This window comes from Nitrococcus mobilis Nb-231, from assembly GCF_000153205.1.
Lineage (GTDB): Bacteria > Pseudomonadota > Gammaproteobacteria > Nitrococcales > Nitrococcaceae > Nitrococcus > Nitrococcus mobilis.
Genome location: NZ_CH672427.1, coordinates 1,821,688 through 1,838,327, shown reverse-complemented (window position 1 = coordinate 1,838,327; position 16,640 = coordinate 1,821,688). Strand labels below are relative to the sequence as shown.

13 protein-coding genes are annotated in these 16,640 nt (G+C 63.8%); 5 read left to right on the top strand and 8 right to left on the bottom strand.

What is annotated here, in order from left to right; genetic code table 11:
• Positions 1-15: 15 nt before the first annotated feature.
• From NB231_RS16850 to NB231_RS08405, 3 genes are all read right to left on the bottom strand, one after another.
• A complete protein-coding gene (locus NB231_RS16850) occupies positions 16-1,755 on the bottom strand; it encodes a hypothetical protein (RefSeq protein WP_005001587.1) in 1,740 nt (579 codons plus the stop codon).
• Between the two features lie 423 nt (positions 1,756-2,178).
• A complete protein-coding gene (gene xth / locus NB231_RS08410; protein WP_005001586.1) occupies positions 2,179-2,949 on the bottom strand; it encodes an exodeoxyribonuclease III in 771 nt (256 codons plus the stop codon).
• Between the two features lie 76 nt (positions 2,950-3,025).
• Positions 3,026-5,068, bottom strand: coding sequence for a M3 family metallopeptidase (locus NB231_RS08405; protein ID WP_040663613.1), 2,043 nt, complete (start codon positions 5,066-5,068; stop codon positions 3,026-3,028).
• An 83-nt stretch (positions 5,069-5,151) separates the two neighbouring features.
• Between NB231_RS08405 and gorA the strand changes: the two genes are divergently transcribed.
• The 3 genes from gorA (at position 5,152) to NB231_RS08390 (ending at position 8,440) form a co-directional block, all read left to right on the top strand.
• The gene (gene gorA, locus NB231_RS08400) at positions 5,152-6,498 is read left to right on the top strand and encodes a glutathione-disulfide reductase (protein WP_005001582.1); all 1,347 of its coding nucleotides are present in this window, start codon (positions 5,152-5,154) and stop codon (positions 6,496-6,498) included.
• A 315-nt stretch (positions 6,499-6,813) separates the two neighbouring features.
• Positions 6,814-7,347 (top strand): gamma carbonic anhydrase family protein, encoded by a 534-nt coding sequence (locus tag NB231_RS08395; RefSeq protein ID WP_005001580.1) that lies wholly within the window; start codon positions 6,814-6,816, stop codon positions 7,345-7,347.
• 28 nt (positions 7,348-7,375) lie between these two features.
• The gene (locus NB231_RS08390) at positions 7,376-8,440 is read left to right on the top strand and encodes a succinylglutamate desuccinylase/aspartoacylase family protein (protein WP_005001579.1); all 1,065 of its coding nucleotides are present in this window, start codon (positions 7,376-7,378) and stop codon (positions 8,438-8,440) included.
• A gap of 67 nt (positions 8,441-8,507) precedes the next feature.
• Here the strand turns inward: NB231_RS08390 and NB231_RS08385 are convergent, their stop codons facing one another.
• From NB231_RS08385 to NB231_RS08365, 5 genes are all read right to left on the bottom strand, one after another.
• The gene (locus NB231_RS08385; protein WP_005001578.1) at positions 8,508-9,428 is read right to left on the bottom strand and encodes a hydroxymethylglutaryl-CoA lyase; all 921 of its coding nucleotides are present in this window, start codon (positions 9,426-9,428) and stop codon (positions 8,508-8,510) included.
• A gap of 57 nt (positions 9,429-9,485) precedes the next feature.
• Positions 9,486-11,483 carry an acetyl/propionyl/methylcrotonyl-CoA carboxylase subunit alpha gene (locus NB231_RS08380; protein WP_005001565.1) on the bottom strand — a complete coding sequence of 666 codons (1,998 nt, stop codon included), beginning with the start codon at positions 11,481-11,483 and terminating at the stop codon, positions 9,486-9,488.
• 263 nt (positions 11,484-11,746) lie between these two features.
• Complete coding sequence (locus NB231_RS08375) at positions 11,747-12,508, bottom strand: enoyl-CoA hydratase-related protein (RefSeq protein ID WP_232210424.1); 762 nt, start codon at positions 12,506-12,508, stop codon at positions 11,747-11,749.
• A 94-nt stretch (positions 12,509-12,602) separates the two neighbouring features.
• Positions 12,603-14,210, bottom strand: coding sequence for a carboxyl transferase domain-containing protein (locus tag NB231_RS08370; protein WP_005001562.1), 1,608 nt, complete (start codon positions 14,208-14,210; stop codon positions 12,603-12,605).
• 56 nt (positions 14,211-14,266) lie between these two features.
• The gene (locus NB231_RS08365; protein ID WP_005001560.1) at positions 14,267-15,430 is read right to left on the bottom strand and encodes an isovaleryl-CoA dehydrogenase; all 1,164 of its coding nucleotides are present in this window, start codon (positions 15,428-15,430) and stop codon (positions 14,267-14,269) included.
• A gap of 416 nt (positions 15,431-15,846) precedes the next feature.
• On the opposite strand from NB231_RS08365, the gene NB231_RS18505 reads away from it, so the two are divergent.
• Both NB231_RS18505 and NB231_RS19060 read left to right on the top strand, forming a co-directional pair.
• Positions 15,847-15,993: a hypothetical protein gene (locus NB231_RS18505; protein WP_005001559.1), complete on the top strand. Its 147-nt coding sequence runs from the start codon at positions 15,847-15,849 to the stop codon at positions 15,991-15,993.
• A 136-nt stretch (positions 15,994-16,129) separates the two neighbouring features.
• On the top strand, positions 16,130-16,640 hold a 511-nt coding region (locus tag NB231_RS19060; RefSeq protein WP_005001554.1), incomplete at its 3' end, for an adenine nucleotide alpha hydrolase family protein.

Sequence of the window (16,640 nt, the reverse complement as noted above, 5' to 3'; positions counted from 1 at the left end):
ACATGGCAACGGTGTTTAGTTGCCGATGTTGACGTTGGAGTGGGCAGCCACGGACACTCCACCGACCGCCGCGTTATACAGCCCGGAGGAGACGTTCATGCTGTTGATGCCGCCGAAGGTGCCGGTGCCAGCCGACAGCGTGACGTTGCCGGTATTGATGGCCGCGTTGCCGCCCATGCCAGTGCCGCCCGTGGCGGTGTTGGTCCCACCGGTGGCAGTGGCGCTTGCCGTGCTGGTGCCACCGTTGGCATCGCCGCCATTGGCGCCGTTGCCGCCGTTGCCCGCCGTGGCGGTGCCGCCGGTGCCGTTGGCATCGCCGCCGGTGGAGGTGCCGCCGTTGCCGCCGGTGCCATCGGCCTTACCGGAGGCTGCGGTGCCGCCGTTGCCGCCGGTGCCGTCGGCGCTGCCGCCGTTGCCGCCGGTGCCGCTGGCGTTGCCTGCGGTGGCGTTGCCGCCGGTGCCGTCGGAGCTGCCGCCGGTGCCGTCGGCGCTGCCGCCGGTGCCGTTGCCGCCGGTCCCGTTACCGCCCGTGGCTGTGGCATTGCCGCCGGTGCCGTTGCCGCCGTTGCCCGCGGTGCCGCTGCCGCCCGCTGAGCTGCCGTTACCGCCAGCGCCGCCGCCGCCGCCCGCGCCGCCGGTGTCACCACCCGCGCCGTTGGCGTTGCCGCCATTGCCGCCATTGCCGCCGTTGGCATTGCCGCCAGTGCCGTTACCGCCGGAGCCAGCGCCGCCGCCGCCGGCATTGCCGTTGCCGGCGTTGGCCGTGGCGTTGCCGCCGTTGCCATTGCCGCCGTTGCCGTTGGCGTTGCCGCCGGTGCCGTTAGCGGGGCCGCCGTTGCCGTTGCCGCCGTTGGCGTTGGCGTTGCCGGGGTTGCCGTTACCGCCGTTGGCGTTGCCGCCGGTGCCATTGCCACCGTTGGCGTTAGCGTTGCCGGTGTTGCCGCCGGTGCCGTTGCCGCCGTTGGCGTTGGCGTTGCCGCCGTTGCCACCGGTGCCGTTGGCATTAGCGTTGCCGCCGTTGGCACCGTTGCCGCCGTTGCCGGCGTTGGCGCCGTTGGCGTTGCCGCCGGTGCTGTTGGCGTTGGAGTTCTGGGTTGCGGTGGCATTGCCGCCAAGGCCCCTGGCGGCGTTGAGGTTGATCGGCGCGCCGGTCACCGTGGAGTTCATCTGCTGATAGGAGATCACCTCGGTGACTTCGTTAAAGGACTCGCTCCAAGCGCTCGCCGAACCGCCGGCCCCGCCGGCTCCGCCGCCGCCGCCAGACCCACCGAGCCCGGCCGTACCGGCCACGCCACTGCCATTGCCGCCATGACCATCCGAATTCGCTGTGCCGTTGGCATTCGCCGTGCCGTTGGCATTCGAGGTGCCGTTGGCATTGGCATTCGGGTTGCCATTGGCATTGGCATTGTTGTTGCTGTTGTTGCCGTTGCCGTTGTTGCCGTTGTTGGCGTTAGGATCGGCATTGGCATTGCCGTTGGCATTGGCATTGCCGTTGGCATTGGCATTGCCGTTGGCATTGCTGTTCGCGTTGCCGTTGCCGCCGTCATTATTATTAGAGTTGGCGTTGCCGCCGAAGGCACCGTTGCCCCCATTGCCGCCGAGGGCGCCGTTGGCATTGGCGTTGGCGGTGGAGTTCACGGTGTTAGTCTGATCGTTGCCGAAGTTGAACTTGTTGATCGGGTTGGCCGAGGCGCTGGCGCCGTACAGTGTGACGAGCGCCAAACCGATGGAGCTCGCTAGTAGCGTCTTTTTCATAATCCTCACTCCTTGTTACTCAACTATTGCTTTACGTCCGGGCCTGTTGGAGCACCCCCATCAGGCCTGCGGCCCGACGGTCACCTAGGAGTGTTGCAATGACCGCGCCATGTTTCGATAATTATAAATAAATTATTGATTTATAATAAAATAAAGAGCCATGACTGGGCGTTATGGATCGGTAAAGGGTTGGGTCGAATGGCAAGTGCGTATTACAGTGAAAAATCGGTCTGAAGCCGTCTTTTCGAAAGGTTACTTAGGGAAAACAACTGCTTGATCTAAATTTATGCATGTGTATCAGGTTTGATACATCAGAGGTCGCGCGGAGGGGGCCGTGTGCGCCACACGGGTTTATCAGCGAAGCGGTTGCGGATCTCAGCCGAGTCTGCCGGAGGGTCGCTCGGCCAAACAACGGGCGCCTGGCTATTCGAAATGCAGCTCGGCTACGACTGGCGCATGATCCGAGGGGCGCGGCCAGCCGCGTGGTCCCCGGTCCACGTAGCTTGCGGTAAGCGTTCGGGTGAGCGCCGCGCTGCTGAGGATGAGATCGATGCGCAGCCCGCGGTTGCGCCGGAAGCTGTTCATCCGGTAGTCCCACCAAGAGAAGATCCCCGGCTCTTGCGGGAATTGCCGGAAGCTGTCGGCGAAGCCGAGCGCGAGCAGCGCCTGTAGCGCCTCCCGCTCGGGCGTGCTGCACAGCACCTGTTCGTGCCACTGCTGCGGGTCGTGGACGTCCTGATCTTGGGGGGCGATGTTGAAATCTCCCACCACGATGCTGCGCGGCCAGCGCTCCAGTTCCTCGGCGAGCCAGCCGCGCAGGTGGGCGAGCCAGTCGAGCTTGTAGGCGTACTTGTCGCTGCCTACGGCCTGGCCGTTCGGCACGTACAGGTTGATGAAGCGCAGCCCCGCCGCCGTGACCGCCAATACGCGGCGCTGCGGATCCGCCAGGGTCGGCAGCTCGGTGAGCATCTCGGTGATCGACCAGCGCGAAAGCACCGCGACGCCGTTATAGGTTTTTTGCCCGGAGTAGACCACCTCATAGCCCGCGGCGCGAAGCGCCTCACTGGGGAAGTGCTCGTCCGGCACCTTGGTTTCTTGCAGGCCGAGGAGGTCGGGTTGCGCGGTTTTCAGCCACTCCAGAACCTGCGGCAGCCGGACCTTCAATGAGTTGACGTTCCAGGAGGCGAGTTTCAAGTTATCAGCAACCTATTGAATATAAACGGTGGCTATTAAGGTTGTTCGGTCAGGGAAGCCTACGACCTCGAAGCGCTCAGGCCGTAAGCCCGCTGTGGTGCAGCAGCGGCTCGATGCTCGGCTTGCGGCCGCGGAAGGCCTCGAACAGCGTCATGGCGTCCTCGGAGCCGCCTTTCTCCAGAATGCTCTCGAGGAAGGCACGGCCGGTCTGCGGATTGAAAAGCCCTTCCTCTTCGAAGCGCGCGTAGGCGTCCGCGGACAGCACTTCCGCCCATTTGTAACTGTAATAGCCGGCGGCGTATCCGCCCGCGAAGACGTGTGCGAAGTTGCATGGGAAGCGGTTGAACGTCGGGGGTTTCAGCACGGCCACGCGCTCGCGGACTTCATCGAGGAGCTGGTAGATTCGGGCTGCGGTGGGTGGCTGCGGCTCCAGGTGCAGACGGAAATCAAATAAGGCGAGCTCAAGCTGGCGCACCATCTGCATAGCCGATTGGAAATTGCGTCCCGCCTTGAGCTGTTGGAAGAACTCGGCGGGCAGCGCTGCCCCGCTCTCGTAGTGGCGCGCGAACAGCTCCAGCGCCGGACGCTCCCAGGCCCAGTTCTCCATGAACTGGCTGGGCAGCTCGACCGCATCCCAGGGCACGCCGTTGATGCCCGAGACGCCGGGCCAGTCCACCCGGGTCAGCATATGATGCAGGCCGTGACCGAATTCATGAAATAAGGTCAGGACCTCCTCATGGCTGAGCCGGGCCGGGGCCTCCTGTGCCGGCGGCGTGAAGTTACAGGTCAGATAGGCGACCGGGGTTTGCAGTCCCTCGGCCCTGCGCCAGCGCACTCGACATTCGTCCATCCAGGCCCCGCCGCGTTTGTTCGCCCGGGCATAGAGATCCGTGTAGAACTGCCCGCGCAGTAGGCCCTCGGCATCACGGATCTCATAGAAGCGTACGTCGGGATGCCAGGTTTCGACCCCGCCGCGCGCGGCGATGCGGATCCCGTAGAGGCGCTCGACGATGGCGAACAAGCCGGCCAATACGCCGTCGATCGGGAAATACGGGCGTAGGTCTTCGGCCGAGAGCTGGAACCGGCGCCGGCGCAGCTGCTCGGAGTAAAACCCAATATCCCAGGCCTCGAGCGAGTCGAGTCCATAAGCGTCGCGGGCGCAGCGTTGCAGCTCGGCAAGTTCGGCGAGCGCTTGCGGGCGGCTGCGTCTCGCCAGATCCTCCAGGAACTCCAGGACTGCATCGGTGCTCGGCGCCATCTTGGTCTGCAGGGAGAGTTCGGCGTAATTACGCAGGCCCAGCAGGCGGGCCTGCTCGCCTCGCAGCGCGAGAATTTCCTCCATGACGGGATGGTTGTCCCAGCGGTGCGCATCGGGACCGGCGTCGGAGGCCCGCGTGTTCCAGGCCTCATAGAGCTCGTGGCGCAGCGCGCGGTCCTCGGCATAGGTCATGACGGCATGGTAGGTCGGAAAATCCAGCGCCAGTCGCCAGCCTTGCTCGCCGGCGCGCGCGGCGGCTTGCCGAGCCGTGTACCGGGCCGCTTCCGGTAAGCCGGCGAGCCGTGCCGGATCGGTGAGCAGCTTCTGCCAGTTGTTGGTGGCATCGAGCAGGTTGTCCTCGAACCGCGCGGCTAGCTCGGCGAGGCGTTGCGCGTTCGCCTTGAACCGTGCTTTCTCCCGAGCCGGCAGCGCTACCCCGGCAAGGCGAAAGTCCCGCAAGGCGTGGTCGATGGTCTGTTGCTGCGCTCGGTCGAGCCGGCTGAACGTGGCACTGTCGCGGAGAGTGCCGAGCGCTCGAAAGAGCCGCGCGTTTTGCGCGAGCTCGGTGTAGTACTCGGAAAGCTTGGGCAGGCAAGCATTATAGGCCGCCCGCAAAGCCTCATTGTTGACCACGGCGTTCATGTGTGCGACCGGTGACCAGGCTTTGCGCAGGCGGTCGTTGATCGCCTCCAGCGGCTCGATCAGGTTCTTCCAGGTGGGCTGAGGGACGGCACTTGCGAGGATCGCCTCGACCTGACGGCGGTTGTCGGCGAGGATTTCATCGATGGCCGGCTCGATGTGCTCGGCTCGGATGGCGGTGAATCGGGGGAGGCCCTCAGTATCCAGCACAGGGTTGTTTATGGCCACGGCTTTGCTCGTTCGGGAGTGGATTCGGTATCTTACTCGATTGTTTCCCATTTTCCTCAGCGGAGGCGGAACTGCAAATGGCGAGGCACTTCGATCTGATCTGTATAGGCGGCGGCAGCGGCGGCATCGCCGCGGCGCGTCGGGCGGCAAACTACGGCGCGCGCTGCGCGGTGGTCGAGCAGGGGCGGCTCGGCGGTACCTGCGTCAATGTGGGTTGTGTGCCGAAGAAGATTATGTGGAATGCCGCCCATACGGCCGAGGTGATCGAGCGGGCCGCCGACTACGGCTTTCGCCTGCAAGTCTCCGGGCACGATTGGGCCGGACTGGTCGAGCGGCGGGAGGCTTACATCGAGCGGCTGAACGCGATTTACCGGCGCAATTTGGAACGCTCCGGTGTCGAGCTCTATGAAAGTCACGCTCGCTTCATCGATCCCCATACCCTGGAGCTGGCCGGGGAGCGTGTGACAGCCGAACGCTTTATCATCGCGGTGGGTGGGCATCCCACGACCCCCGCTTTGCCCGGGGCGGAGCTCGGTATCGATTCGGATGGTTTTTTTGCCTTGCAACGGCGTCCCGAGCGTGTCGCCGTGGTCGGAGCCGGCTACATCGCGGTAGAGCTCAGCGGCGTGCTCCGGCAGCTGGGCAGCCGGGTCTCGCTGTTCTTTCGTAAGGATTATCCATTGCGTCACTTCGATCCCATGATCCGAACGGCCTATGTCGAGGCCGCGCAAGCCGACGGTATCGAGCTTGTCAGCGGCTTTGTCCCGGCAAGCCTTGAACGGGTGGCCGACGGGCTTTGCTTGCATGCCGCAGATGGTCGCAGCGCAGGTGGTTTCGAACAGGTGATCTGGGCGGTGGGGCGCGATCCGAACACGAACGGGTTGGGGCTGGAGGCGGCGGATGTGGAGCTGGCTACGGACGGCATCGTCCCCGTCGATCAGTGGCAAGCTACTAATCAGTCGCATATCTTTGCGATCGGCGACGTGACAAGGGTGTTCCCGCTTACGCCGGTGGCGATCGCTGCCGGTCGGCGCCTTGCGGATCGGCTATGGGGCGGGCAAGCGGGGCGTTATTTGCCCTACGAGATGATTCCCTCGGTGGTGTTTACGCATCCCCCTTTTGGCGCAGTCGGCCTGACCGAAGAGCAGGCGCGGCAGCGTTATGGCGGCGACGTCAAAATCTATACGACTCGATTCGTGCCGCTCGAGCTGGCGCTCTCTGAAGATAAACGGCACAGTGCGATGAAGCTCATTTGCACGGGTGAGCAAGAGCGCATCGTCGGTGCGCATCTGTTCGGCTCCGGGGTCGACGAAATGCTGCAGGGTTTTGCGGTCGCGATTCGGATGGGCGCGACTAAGCGTGATTTCGATGATACGGTCGCCATCCATCCCACCAGCGCCGAAGAGCTGGTTACCCTGACTTAGGAGGCTGACAACGCTTGCCGCGATCGTCGCGGCGACCGAAAGCAATCGGTAGACGGGTGTGGCATGTCTTGATAAGACCGTAGTCCGCCTGGACGGCGGCCTACGAGCCTACAAGGATGTATTCACGGCGTGTCTTGCCCAACCTGCTGAACCCGCTCTTCCGGCACCGTGACTTTGCCCGCGCGGCGGCACCGGTACACGCGGGCTAGGTTTGGCGCGTCGCAATCGGTAGAATTCTGGCGTTTTTCCGCTGCGGCCATGCCCTGCAGCGATTGATGCTAAGCTCTAACAACAACACGTAACGAGCAGAGACTCATGCTCCGCCCCTTCAACGGTCAATCACCGCAGCTCGCTGCAACAGCGTGGGTGGACACGACCGCTCTGGTGATCGGTGAGGTTGCTTTGGCGGAAGACGTTTCCGTGTGGCCCATGGCGGTCATCCGCGGCGATATCAATCGTATTCGCATCGGCGCACGCAGTAATATTCAGGATGGGACGGTGATTCACGTCACCCACGACGGCCCTTACACCCCTGGGGGTTATCCAACGAGTCTCGGCGAGGATGTCACGGTCGGCCACCGAGCCATCGTGCACGCTTGCACGGTGGGCAACCGGGTTCTGATCGGGATGGGGGCGATCCTTATGGACGCGGCCGAGGTCGACGACGAGGTGATGATTGCCGCCAATGCTCTGGTGCCACCCGGGAAAAGGCTGCATTCGGGTTGGCTTTATGTCGGCTCGCCGGCGCGGGCGGTGCGCCAATTGCGTCCTGCGGAGCGGGAGCAGCTGCGCTATTCGGCCCGTTACTATGTGCAGCTCAAAGAACGGCATCGCCCGGTGCGGAATTAAGAAGCCGCCCGTTAGAGTCTACGCAGACATGAATCACTCGCGAACGGGCGCTCGGCCACCCCTTGAGATCGCAGGCCATCGGATCGACGCTGGCCGGCGGCTTACCATCGATATTCCGGCCGCGTTGCTCTACACGCACGCGCCGGTCACGTTGCCGGTGCAGGTGATCCATGGCCGGGTGGCAGGCCCTTCGTTGCTCGTCTGTGCCGCCATTCACGGCGATGAGATCAGCGGTGTGGAGATTATCCGCCGGCTGCTGTCTCTGCCGGCCCTGAAACGCCTGAAGGGCAGTTTGCTGGCGGTGCCAATCGTCAATGTCTTCGGTTTTGCCGCCCGCTCCCGCTACCTGCCGGATCGGCGCGACCTCAATCGTGCGTTTCCCGGCAGCGAACGCGGTTCGCTCGCCGCGCGTATGGCGCACCTGTTCGTGCGTGAGATCTTGGTGCACGCGAGCCATGTGATCGATCTGCATACGGCGGCGATCCACCGGGACAACCTGCCGCAGATCCGCGCCAATCTGGAGGAGCCGAGCTGCCTGGCCATGGCCCGCGCCTTCGGCGTTCCGGTCACGATCAACGCGCCGTTAATCGAGGGCAGCCTGCGCCAGCTCTGCAATGACACCGGCAAGGCGGTGATCACCTACGAGGCCGGCGAGGCGCTGCGCTTCAACGAAGCCGCGATCCAGGCGGGGGTCAAAGGTATCATACGCGTGCTGCGCCACCTCGGCATGATTCCTTCCAGCCGCTCGAGCCGGAGTGCGCCCGAGTCGAACTATGCGGCGAATTACAGCACCTGGGTGCGTGCCGAGCAGGACGGTATCTTCCGCACCGCCGTGGCGCTCGGTGCGCATGTCGATAAGGGGCGGGCGCTGGGTTACATCGCGGACCCGTTCGGAGAGCGGGAGCTTACCGTGGAGGCGAGCATCGACGGTATTGTGGTCGGTCGCAACAACCTGCCGCTGGTGCACGAAGGGGAGGCGCTGTTCCATCTGGCTCGCTTCGACTCGGTGCGGCGGGTGGCGAAATACGTCGCCGCTTTCAACCGCGAGCTCGAGGAAGACCAGGGTTGGCAGGGCGAGCCGCCGATCGTCTGAGACTTTGTCGAGATAAAATACCGATCCGTTATGAAAATGCTTCGGCGGGGATGTTTTGGGAGTCTGCTTAATCGCAGTCAGGGGGATTTCGGCGTCCTGCCAGCGCCCGTGCGACTTTCGAGCCAGGGCGCCGGCCGAGGCGTTGGCAGATCCAGCGCCCGGTGGCGGCCAGGCGCTCCAGGTCCACGCCGGTCGCTATACCCAGCCCGTTGAGCAGGTAGACGACATCCTCGGTGGCGACATTGCCGCTCGCGCCCGGGGCATAGGGGCAGCCGCCCAGACCGGCCACAGCGCTGTCGATATTGGTCAGACCGAGTTGTAGGACGGCGAACAGATTGGCCAGGGCTTGGCCATAGGTGTCGTGGAAATGCGCCGCGAGGCAGGCTAGCGGCACCTCCCGTGCGACCGCCTCCAGCATGCGCAGGGCCTTGAGCGGCGTGCCGACCCCGATGGTATCGCCCAACGAGATTTCATAGCAGCCCATAGCGTAGAGCTCGGCCGCGACCCGCACCACCGTCTGCGGCGCGACTTCGCCCTCGTAGGGACAGCCGAGCACGCAGGAGACATAGCCGCGGGCCCGAATGCCCTGTTGCCGTGCGGCCGTCACCACCGTGGCGAACCGGGTCAAGCTCTGATCGATGGAGCAGTTGATGTTTTTTTGCGAGAAGCGCTCCGAGGCCGCGCCGAATACTGCGATCTCTTCGGCACCGGCGGCGCGTGCCGCCTCCAAGCCGCGCAGATTGGGAACCAGCACGGGATAGCTGACCCCGGCTTTACGCTGAATACCGCTCAATACCTCGCCGGACGCGCTCATCTGAGGAACCCACAAAGGGGAGACGAACGCGCCGGCTTCCACCACCGGCAGGCCGGCATCCGCCAACTGCTCGATCAGCGCGATCCGCACGCTGATGGGGATATTGTGGCGCTCGTTTTGCAGGCCATCGCGCGGCCCGACTTCGATTATCTTGACGCGTTGGGGTAGCGCCATGAGTTGACCTCTCACCCGTAGGCTGCGTGGAACGTGGGGGCGGGCCTCGAAACGTCCCTACTTGCTCGCAATGGCGAGCAGTTCAGCGCCCTCCTGCACCTGATCGCCCTCCTTGAAGCCGATGAGCTCAATGATTCCGTCTGTGGTCGCCTTAATCGTGTATTCCATTTTCATGGCCTCCAGCACCAGCAAGGGCTGACCCTCGGTGACCTTATCCCCTGGCGCCACTAAAAGCTGCACCACCGTGCCCGGCATGGGGGCCTTGAGGCTGCCTTCGCGAATTTCATCCTCCATACCGACTGTGAGCGGGTCGTGCAACAACAGTCGGTGACTGAACCCCTCGCAGAGTACGGTGAGCTCGGTGTCCCGTTGGACCACCGTGGCCGTTATCTGCATCCCGTCCAGCTCCGTCCGGATGTCGGCGCCGCCTTCGAGCGTGCCGCGAGCGCGCAGTGTGCCGCCGGGTAGATCCAACAAGTAGTGATCGGGGCGGTAATGGGCGGTGATGGCAATATCGCCATGATCATCATGAAAATGCAGCGTGTGGTGATTATCGTCGTTGAGCACCCAGCCGTCGGTTCGATGCCAAGGGGAGTACGGGTCGCTGGAGGCTGCCGCTTGCCGGCGCGCCGTCTCGTCGTTACGCAACAGCACGGCCAAGCAGGCCAGCGCAAGCACCCGGTCGGAAGCACGGCGCAGCGGGGGCAACAAATCGTTGCGGAAACGCACGATGAAGCCGGTGTCGAGTTCGCCGGCGGCGAACGCCGGATGGCCGGCGAGGCGCTGTAGAAACTCGAGGTTGGTGCTCGCGCCGGTTACCTGAAATTGAGCCAAGGCATGACGCAGGCGGCGCAGAGCGCCGGCGCGGTTCAAATCCCAGACGATCAGCTTGGCGATCAGTGGATCGTAATGGACGCTGATCGTATCACCGGCCCGCACACCGGTATCGATGCGCACATGCGGCCCGGCCGGCGGCGTGCGCAGATGGCGTAGTCGTCCCGGCGCCGGCAAGAACGCGTTACGCGGCTCTTCGGCATAAACCCGGGCCTCGAAGGCGTGACCACGCAGCGCCAAGTCCGCCTGCACCAACGGCAGGTGTTCGCCGGCGGCCACCCGCAGCTGCCATTCCACCAGATCTAACCCGGTGACTTGTTCGGTGACCGGGTGCTCGACCTGCAATCGGGTGTTCATTTCCATGAAATAAAATGCGCCGCCGGGCTCGACGATGAACTCGACCGTGCCGGCCCCTACATAGCCGATGGCCTGCGCGGCTTGCACGGCCGCCTGGCCCATTTCTCGCCGCAGGGATTCGCTTACACCGGGGGCGGGGGCTTCTTCGAGCACTTTCTGATAGCGCCGCTGCACCGAGCAATCCCGCTCGAAAAGATGCACCACCCCACCGTGGCGGTCGGCGAACACCTGGATTTCGATATGGCGAGGCTCGAGGAGGTATTTCTCGATCAGCATCCGGTCATCGCCGAAGCTCGCCGCGGCCTCTCGCTTGGCCGCGGCGAGCGCATCGGCGAACGCGTCGGCCTCATCAACCCGGTGCATGCCTTTGCCGCCGCCGCCGGCTGTTGGTTTGATCAGCACCGGGTAGCCGGTCTCGCGCGCAGCCTGCGCGAGGGTGTCCGGATCCTGCGCTTCGCCGTGATAGCCGGGCACGAGCGGCACACCTGCTTCGCCCATCAGGCGTTTGGCCGCGCTTTTCGAACCCATGGCGGCAATGGCCGCGGCGGGTGGGCCGATGAACACCAATCCGGCGTCCGCGCAGGCTTGGGCGAAGTCCGCGTTCTCGGCGAGGAAGCCGTAGCCCGGATGAATGGCCTCGGCGCCGCTGGCCCGGGCGATCTCCAGGATTCGCTCGCCGCGCAGGTAGCTCTCGCGGGCTGGTGCCGCTCCGAGCCGCCAGGCCTCGTCGCACAAAGTGGTATGGAGCGCTCCGTTATCGGCCTCGGAGTAGATAGCCGCCGCGCGGATGCTCAACCGGCGGCAGGTTCGGGCCACTCGGCAAGCGATTTCGCCACGGTTGGCGATCAGGATTTTTTCGAACACGCTCGCATTCCTGACAACAGCCTCATCGATGTCCTCGCACGCCGTGCGGAGATTGACCGGCTTTCGGCATCGCCATGGGCAAGCGCCATTGCGCCGGGCTTACTTAGGGCAAATATATATTAGAGAACCTCGCATAACTCTCGAATTCCGTCATTCCGGCGTAGGCCGGAATCCATTCTCCCTTTTAGAGCAGTAAGATGGATCCTGGCCTGCGCCGGGATGACGATGCGAAATGCGGTTTTTCGAGGCCCTCTATAATCAAATTAGTAACGCCAGTCGGGCTTGCGTTTCTCCAAAAAGGCAGCGACGCCTTCCTTTGCCTCGGCGCTGGCCCGCTGTTCGGCGATCCGCCGCGCCGTCTCATCAATCAAGGACGCATCGATTGCATCGCGCCCGGCTGTGCGGATCAGCCGCTTGGCGGCGCGCACGGCCTGCGGCCCGTTGCCGAGCAGGGTCTGTGCGAGCTCGGCGAGGCGATCATCCAGCTGCTTGTCGGGAACCACCTCGTGGACCAAGCCCAGCCGCAGGGCCTGCTGGGCCGTAATGCGCTCGCCGGTAAGAAAATAACGTCGGGCCGCGCGTGCGCCGATGGCCCTTATCACATAGGGGCTGATCACCGCCGGAATCAGACCCAACTTCACCTCCGCTAAGGCGAAGAATGCGCTGTCGGCGGCCACGGCGATATCGCAAGCGGCCACCAATCCCACGCCGCCGCCCAAGGCGGCGCCATGGATCTGCACCAGCGTGGGCAGCGCCAGCTGATCTAACATTTGCATGAGCCGCCCGAGCCGTTGGGCGTCGGCGAAGTTCTCCTCCCAGGAATAGGCGGCTGTACGCCGCATCCAGTTGAGATCCGCGCCGGCGGAGAATGAGGTGCCGGTTGCATTCAGGATCACCAGGCGCAGCCGCTGGTCTTGCTCAAAGCGTTCAAGCGCGCCGGTGAGCTCTTCGATGAGGCGGTCGTCGAAGGCATTGTGGACCTCCGGGCGGTTGAGTGTGAGCCGGGCTACAGCGCCTTCGATCATGGTGATTAATCGCTTGGTCTGCATTTGCTTGCCATTACAACCATCGAGAGTGTGCAACGGGACGAGTCCGGCGGATCGTTCGATCGCTCTGCTCCTACATGCGCAAGACACCGAAACGGCTCGGCTCGATCGGCGCATTGAGCGCCGCCGAGATCCCGAGCGCCAGCACCATTCGCGTATCCGCCGGATCGATCACTCCGTCGTCCCAAAGTCGAGCCGTTGCATAATAGGGGTGGCCCTGCGCTTCGTATTGCGCGCGAATGGGCCGTTTGAAGGCTTCCTCCTCGGCGCTCGACCAGATTTTGCCCTGACGCTCCTGGCCGTCCCGGTGGACTTGCGCCAACACGTTGGCGGCCTGCTCCCCCCCCATCACCGAGATGCGGGCGTTCGGCCACATCCACAGCAGGCGCGGCGCGTAGGCGCGCCCGCACATGCCGTAGTTACCGGCGCCGAAGCTGCCGCCGATGATGACCGTAAACTTCGGCACCCGGGTGCAGGCCACCGCGGCGACCAGTTTGGCGCCGTCCTTGGCGATGCCGCCGGCTTCGTACTTGCGTCCGACCATGAAACCGGTGATGTTCTGCAGAAACACCAACGGGATGTTGCGTTGGCTGCAGAGCTCAACGAAGTGGGTCGCCTTGAGCGCGGATTCGGAGAAGAGCACGCCGTTGTTGGCGAGTAGCCCCACCGGATAACCGTGAATATGGGCAAAGCCGCAAATCAGCGTGCTGCCGTAGAGCGCTTTGAACTCATCGAGCTCACTGCCATCGACGATGCGGGCGATCACCTCGCGCACGTCGTAAGGGTGTTTGAGATCAGCGGAGACCACGCCGTGCAGCTCGCTGGGATCGTAGCGGGGCGGGCGCGGGGCGCGCACGGCCAGCCCACAGTCCTTGCGGGCGTTCAGATGGCTGACGATGCGCCGGGCAATGCCGAGCGCATGGGCATCGTTGAGCGCGTAGTGGTCCGCGACCCCGGAGGTCCGTGCGTGCACTTCGGCGCCACCGAGTTCCTCGGCGGTAACCTCCTCGCCGGTGGCGGCCCGCACCAACGGAGGGCCGCCGAGAAAGATCGTGCCCTGGTTGCGCACGATGACGCTTTCGTCGGCCATTGCCGGCACGTAGGCGCCGCCGGCGGTGCACGACCCCATGACCACGGCGATCTGCGGGATGCCGGCAGCCGACAGGTTGGCCTGATTATAAAAGATGCGCCCGAAGTGCTCGCGGTCCGGGAATACCTGATCTTGGCTGGGTAGGTGCGCGCCGCCGGAATCCACCAAATAGATGCAGGGTAGGCGGTTTTCGGCGGCAATCTCCTGGGCTCGAAGGTGCTTTTTGACGGTGAGCGGATAATAAGTGCCGCCTTTGACGGTGGCGTCATTGGCGATGACCATGCATTCGCGGCCGGCGATTCGGCCGATTCCGGTGATGATGCCGGCCGCGGGTATGTCCTCGGGGTAGACGCTGTGGGCCGCAAGCTGGGAGAGCTCCAGGAACGGCGAGCCTGGGTCCAGCAACACACGTATGCGATCCCGCGGCAGCAACTTGCCGCGCTCCAGATGGCGGCGACGGGCCTTCTCACTGCCACCGCGCTTGACCCGCTGGACCTGGGCGCGCAGATCCTCGGCCAGCGCGGCCATCGCGGCGCGGTTGCGGCGAAATTCTGCGGAATTCGTCTGGATTTTGCTGCGAATGACGCTCATCGCTATTGCGCTCAAGCGACCTTCTTCTTACCGGCGGATCTGTAACCTCGCAACCGTTATGCGCTTTCCCGGAATAACTCGCGACCGATTAACATGCGCCGGATCTCCGAGGTTCCGGCGCCGATTTCGTAGAGTTTGGCATCGCGCAACAGGCGTCCCACGGGGTATTCGTTGATGTAGCCGTTGCCGCCCAGGATCTGAATCGCCTCCAGCGCCATTTGCGTGGCACGCTCCGCGGCATAGAGGATGGCCCCGGCGGCGTCCTTGCGCGTCGCATCATTGCGATCGCAAGCCGCACCGACGGCATAGACATAGGCTCGGCACGCCTGCAGGTGGGTGTACATGTCGGCGAGTTTCGCCTGGATGAGCTGAAATTCGCCGATCGGCTGGCCGAATTGCTGGCGCTCATGGGTATAAGGTAACGCCGTGTCCAGACAGGCTTGCATGATGCCCAGAGGCCCGGCGGCCAGAATGGCGCGCTCGTAGTCGAGCCCGCTCATCAGCACCCCGACGCCGGCATTCTCCTCGCCGAGCACGTTTTCCGCCGGCACCCTGCAGTCGGCGAATACCAGTTCGCAGGTATCTGAGCCCCGCATGCCAAGCTTGTCAAGCTTCTGTGCTGTGTCGAAGCCCTGGTAGCCGCGCTCGACGATAAAGGCCGTGATGCCTTTGCTGCCGGCCGCGGGGTCGGTTTTGGCATAGACCACCAACGTGTCCGCCTCCGGTCCGTTGGTGATCCACATTTTGGTGCCGTTGAGGCGGTAGTGATCCCCTTGTTTGTCGGCGCGCAGCCGCATGGCAACGACATCGGAGCCGGCACCCGGTTCGCTCATCGCGAGCGCGCCCACGTGCTCGCCGCTGAGCAGCTTGGGCAGGTAGGCGTGCTTTTGCGCCGGTGTGCCGTGTCGGCGAATTTGGTTGACGCAGAGATTGGCGTGTGCGGCGTAGGAAAGTCCTACGGAGGCGGAGGCACGACTGATCTCCTCCATGGCGATAATCTGCGCCAGATAGCCCATGGCACTGCCGCCATACTCTTCTTCCACGGTGATGCCGAGCAGGCCGATCTCTCCCAATTTGGGCCACAATGCGCGTGGGAAAGTATTGGTTCGATCGATTGCATCGGCACGCGGTGCAATCTCGTTGGCGGCGAACTCCCGCACGGATCCGCGGAGCATGTCGAGTTCTTCGCCGAGCGCGAAGTTTAGGCAGGGCAGCTCCATCGCGGTATCTCCTGACAGATATTCATCCTCTCGTATGCAAGGCGAATGTAAACATCGGTACCGGTATATGGAGCGGATCTTGTCGGATGTTCTCCCCTCGCGAATCGCTTAGGTATCGGTAGGCGCCGTCCGCCGCGCGCGCACGCTCGCTTTTGCTTGAGGATCGCCTGGCAGCGGCGTTTGGATTCCGCCAGCTTGCCGATGCTGTAGGTGGTGGCATTCACCGAATTCGTATGGCTCTGGTTGTGCGTTGAATTTGGTTGTGCATTGATCAATTGTCGTTTACGTAAACGTTAATGTACAGAATTACGCAATGCTGCTCGCGAATGCCCGCAAGCGGGCATAAAGCTTTGCTGGTGTAGGGCCTCGCCTTACACTAACAGCCAACTCGCCCGCCATGAATTGGAGAGCCATCCATGGGTTTTCGGGATATTCTGGTCTTTGTCGATGAGGGCGCGCAGAACGAGCAGCGTCTCGATCTTGCCATTGAGCTGGCGCAGCGTACCGATGCGCATCTGATCGGGCTCGCCGTGACTTCGGCGGTGCTCTTGCCCGAGTTTTAGTCCGATTTTTTCCCGCAGGATTTCAATCAGCTGCCAGCGGCGGGCCGCCCACGAACGTGGCGAGCGGTTACGCCAGAGTTTCGCGGAGCGTACCGCACGCGAGGCGTTAAGCAACGAGTGGCGGACTGTCGAGCCGTTGACCCGCGCCGCCGTACTAGAAGCGGTGGCGCTGCCAGCCCGCTATGCCGACATCGCAGTGATCGGGCAGACCGACCCCGATAATTCCGAGATGGGGCTCGCGATCGACTTTCCGGGGCAGCTGGCCCTTATGTCAGGTCGGCCGGTGCTGGCCGTACCTCACGCTTGGCGCGCACACCCCATCGGCAAGAAGGTGTTGGTGGCATGGAACGCCAGCCGTGAGGCGACGCGCGCGCTCCATGATGCGCTGCCTTTGCTGCGCGCGGCCCAAGAAGTGCGCGTGCTCGCCTTGACCCCCAAGGGAGGGGCACCCGGCCCGAGCGATCTCTCCGTTAACGACATCGTTGCTCATTTGACGCGGCACGGCGTGTCGGCGCAGGCCGAACATGGCACGCTCGATAATGCTCGGGTGGGAGCGGCCATCCTCTTGAGCGCCACGAATTTCGGTGCCGATCTGGTGATTATGGGCGTCTATGGGCCGTTCCCGGATGCGGGAGATCATCCTCGAC

Bases quoted from the DNA above. Each gene is read 5' to 3' on its own strand.
- NB231_RS16850 (WP_005001587.1), bottom strand. From the start codon at position 1,755: ATGAAAAAGACGCTACTAGCGAGCTCCATCGGTTTGGCGCTCGTCACA.
- gorA (WP_005001582.1), top strand. From the start codon at position 5,152: ATGGCGAGGCACTTCGATCTGATCTGTATAGGCGGCGGCAGCGGCGGC.
- NB231_RS08395 (WP_005001580.1), top strand. From the start codon at position 6,814: ATGCTCCGCCCCTTCAACGGTCAATCACCGCAGCTCGCTGCAACAGCG.
- NB231_RS08390 (WP_005001579.1), top strand. From the start codon at position 7,376: ATGAATCACTCGCGAACGGGCGCTCGGCCACCCCTTGAGATCGCAGGC.
- NB231_RS08385 (WP_005001578.1), bottom strand. From the start codon at position 9,428: ATGGCGCTACCCCAACGCGTCAAGATAATCGAAGTCGGGCCGCGCGAT.
- NB231_RS08375 (WP_232210424.1), bottom strand. From the start codon at position 12,508: ATGATCGAAGGCGCTGTAGCCCGGCTCACACTCAACCGCCCGGAGGTC.
- NB231_RS08370 (WP_005001562.1), bottom strand. From the start codon at position 14,210: ATGAGCGTCATTCGCAGCAAAATCCAGACGAATTCCGCAGAATTTCGC.
- NB231_RS08365 (WP_005001560.1), bottom strand. From the start codon at position 15,430: ATGGAGCTGCCCTGCCTAAACTTCGCGCTCGGCGAAGAACTCGACATG.
- NB231_RS18505 (WP_005001559.1), top strand. From the start codon at position 15,847: ATGGGTTTTCGGGATATTCTGGTCTTTGTCGATGAGGGCGCGCAGAAC.